Annotated in this window: 1 protein-coding gene and 1 pseudogene; both read right to left on the reverse strand. The window is 71.3% G+C overall.

Translation table 11 applies throughout. The annotated features are described in order from the left end of the window. Positions 1-2,560 (reverse strand): hypothetical protein (locus DKT70_RS17495; RefSeq protein WP_199559648.1); only part of this gene is annotated, 2,560 nt, incomplete at its 3' end. Positions 2,561-2,570: 10 nt separating this feature from the next. Next, positions 2,571-3,623: pseudogene (locus DKT70_RS18130) on the reverse strand (hypothetical protein); the annotation flags it as partial.

Genomic DNA, 3,623 nt, shown 5'->3' on the forward strand with positions numbered 1-3,623 from the left:
CATGGGTGGGAAAGGCGAAGTCGTCGAAGACCAGCGGCAGGGCCGAGGTCCAGTCGAGGACGATGACCCGACCGGACCGCGACACGCCCGACAGGCGCGGCGCCTGCCAGCCCTGGCCCAGCTCGGTCGCGGCGATGGCCTCGCCCAGCAGCGCGCCGAAGCGCAGCTGCCCCTCGCCATGCATGTGGACCCCGTCGAGCAGCGCATAGGGATAGCGCGGGCCGACATGGACCACCTCGCCCGGGCGGGCATCGGCGACCGATCCCAGGGCATTGCGGACCGGGAAGGCATTGCCGAGATCCGACCAGCCGGCCAGCTCGTCCAGCATCCAGGTGATGGCCATGCCGGGATGGACCACGCGGATGCGGGCGGCGAAGGCGTCGATCAGCGCGTTCAGATGCGCGGCATAGGTGGCGGCCGGGGTGTCCTTGTCGTTCTCTTGGTGGGTGAAGGGGACATAGATCCGGTCGACCGGCGCGCCGTCATCCGCGGCCACCGCCAGGATTTTCAGCGCCGTGGCCACGAGGTTCAGGAAGTTCTGCGAGAGCGTCGTGCCATCCGCCGCGTAGAGGATGCCATTGGCGGCGACCATGGCCCGCGAGGGCCGCCCCTCGGCCCGCACGATCATCCGGACCGGCTCGGACAGGCGCGCGGCGACCACCATCGCCGCGGGGACCGCGATCGAGGCCTTGCCGCTGGCCGGAAGATCGGTGGGGCGAAAGCCGGTCAGCCCGGTCAGATTGACCGGCTGCTCGTTGTTGTTGTTCGGCCCGTATTGCCACCGGCCGTCATTGGGGACCACGACATGGGCGGGCCAGCGGTCGGCCACGCCCGAGGGTTGGCCGACGGTCCCGGCATTCGACTGGCCGTAATGCAGCACCAGGATCGATCGGGTCGCGGCCACCTCGGGGACGCCGGCATTGCCCACCCGGTAGAGCCCGGCCCGCGGGCCGAGCGCCCCGTGGGCAAAGACCGCCCGGCCCGTGGCATCGGTCCCCGCCAGCATCGCGCCCGGGGCGACCCCGGCAAAGCGGCCGGTCTCCATCAGCCGGGCGACCATGCGCCCCGACGGCGTCATGTCCAGCCCGTCGGGCCGGATGCCGATGACCAGCTGGTCGGCGGCATCGAGGATGAGGGCATCGCCCTCGAAGCCTTGCGCCACGTCGAAGGCCGGGGGCGGACCGCCGGTCCCGCCCATCTTCTCCTTCAGCTTGCGCGAGGGCACGAAGTCCAGCCCGTCCTCCTCGGCGACCAGCACCTTCATGCCGCCCGCCTCGATGATCACCCGCCCGCCGCCGATATCCTCGGGGGCCGATCGCAGCTCCGAGAGGGCGCCCGCGACAAAGGCGCGATCGACCTCCGATGTGACGATCCGCCAGCGCCCGGTCACCTTGACGGCGCGGTAGAGCGGGCCCGGCACCAGCGCGCCGGCAGGCAGCGGGCCGTCGCGATGGTCGCGGATCGGCACGGCGCCCTGGCCGTCGATGTTCAGGGTGGGCGTGCCGGTGGTGTTGGCGGCGGGCACGGTGAAGATCACCTCGCGGATATTGGCGGCCGCGATGCCGATGGCCGAGAGCGTGCCGGGCATCGCGGCGGTGATCGCATCGCCCGTGCCGGCGATCCCCTCCAGCATCACCGAGCCCATCTGCGCATCCCCGGTGATGCGGGCCAGCCGCGCGGCGGCGAGATCGGGCTGAGCGACGTCGCCGATCACCCGCAGCTGGCTGCCCCGCCGGCGCAGGGTATAGGGGCGCCCCGGGGCAAAGCCCCGCGCCGGCCAGGTCCCGCCATCGGCATTGCGGATGGCAAAGCCGACCCCGCCGATGGTGCCGGTGGGATTGTCGGCCATGTTGGGCAGCGCCGGGATGTATTCGACCGTCCCGTCGGCGGAAAGCGCGGTGATGCCCATGGCGGTGAAGGCCGGGCCCAGTTCGGCCGTCCAGGCATCGCCCGTGCCGCCGATCCCCGCCAGCGGCATCAGGGCGCCCGAGGCGACCGCGCCGCGCGTGTCGCTGCTCTGCCAGGCGCGCTCCCACCATTGGCCGGCCTTGTCCTGCTGATGGATCGGCAAGGCGGGGTTCGGTGCCCCGCCCTCCAGGCGCAGCCAGATCGCCACCTGCGCGGGGCCGCGATGGATCACCGTGGTGGTGCCTGTCGGAAAGATGGTGCCCGCGAAGCTGCTGTTGGCGGTGCTGGCGATGCGGCGGGTGGCCAGATCGGCGGCCAGCGCATCGAGGAGCGAGCGGGCCGGGTAGCGGTCGACCACGCCCCATCGCGGCTGTGTGGCAAAGAGCGGGTCGTCGCCGGTCTGCCCCTGGCCGCGCAGGACCAGGTCGTCGCCCTCGACGGTGAAGATCCGCCCGATGGCCGGGACCAGCTTCCCTTGCCCTGCCGACACCGCCGAGGCGCGATCGAAGAACAGCTTGCCGCTGTCCTGGATCTCGGCCTTGTCCTCGATCGCTGCGACGAGATCGTTCAGCAGGTCGCGCATCGGTCCCTTGCCGACGGGCGCATTGTCGCTCACCACGGTCCCGACGGGCCGCGTCAAATTCATTGCCATGGGGGGATCCTCAATAGGTGCCGATATCGACGGGGGCGGAGCTCACGCCCGAGCCGTTGCCCGAGCGCAGCCAGTATCGTTGCGGGGTGTCGCCAAGCGCGACGGAGGCCTCGACGCTCGAGGCGAGGTCGTAACACCAGCGGATGAAGCTGGCGTCAGTGAAGCTGCCGGTGCCGCGCCAGATCCCGGTCTGCCTGTAGTTGGCGCCAAGATCGGGCCGGAAGGTGATCTCCAGGCGGTTGCCGCTTATGGTGGCGGCGACCAGCTCGGGCGGGTCCGGGGGCGTCTCATCGGCGATGACCCCGATGCCGGTGACCTCGGTCCAGGGACTGAACCGGGTGACATCGCGGCCCTGCTGCCAGTTCAGCGCCGACAGCCCCGAGAGGAACCGCCGCGCGCGCAGGTCATAGGCGCGTCCATCGGCCAGGTCCGGCGTGCGGAAATAGGCATTGTCCTGGTTGACTTCGGCATTGGACCAGGGCCCGTCCGGAGAGAGGCGGAACTGCACGCCGACCAGCTGCCCCTCGACGGGCGGGATGAGGCCCGAGAGATAGAGCGTGTCGCCGGCCGCGTTGAGCGTGATCTCCTCGATCACCGGCGCCGGGATCGGCTGGCGGCCATTCACCGAGCGTTCGGGCGCGGCCGGCATCGCGCCCTCCTCGGAGGCCGCCCAGCCATAGGTCGCGGCCTCGTCGCTCTCCAGCTCGATCTTCACCACCCCGTCCGGGGCCGCAAGGTCCAGCGACAGGCCGGTGATCCGGCCCGCCACCATCTCCAGCCCCCGGTCGGGGCGGTGCAGCAGCACCCGCTCCTCGCCCAAGAGCCGCAGGCCCCAGAAGCGCAGCGCCATGCTGGCGGTGATGCGGGGGTTCTCGCGCGCGGCGGCGATCTTGGAAAGCGCCCGCGCCTGCCCATGATGCTGGACCCAAGGCAGCGACAGCTCGCGCGGGCGCGGCTCGCCGAAGCGGGCGATGGCGCGGGCATCCTCCCATGGATCGGCGGTGGTGGCGGTGTAATCCAGCGACGGCTCGATGTAATCGGGCACCAGCGTGGTGATCCGGTC

Source organism: Paracoccus sediminilitoris (genome assembly GCF_003259195.1).
Classification (GTDB): Bacteria; Pseudomonadota; Alphaproteobacteria; order Rhodobacterales; family Rhodobacteraceae; genus Paracoccus; species Paracoccus sediminilitoris.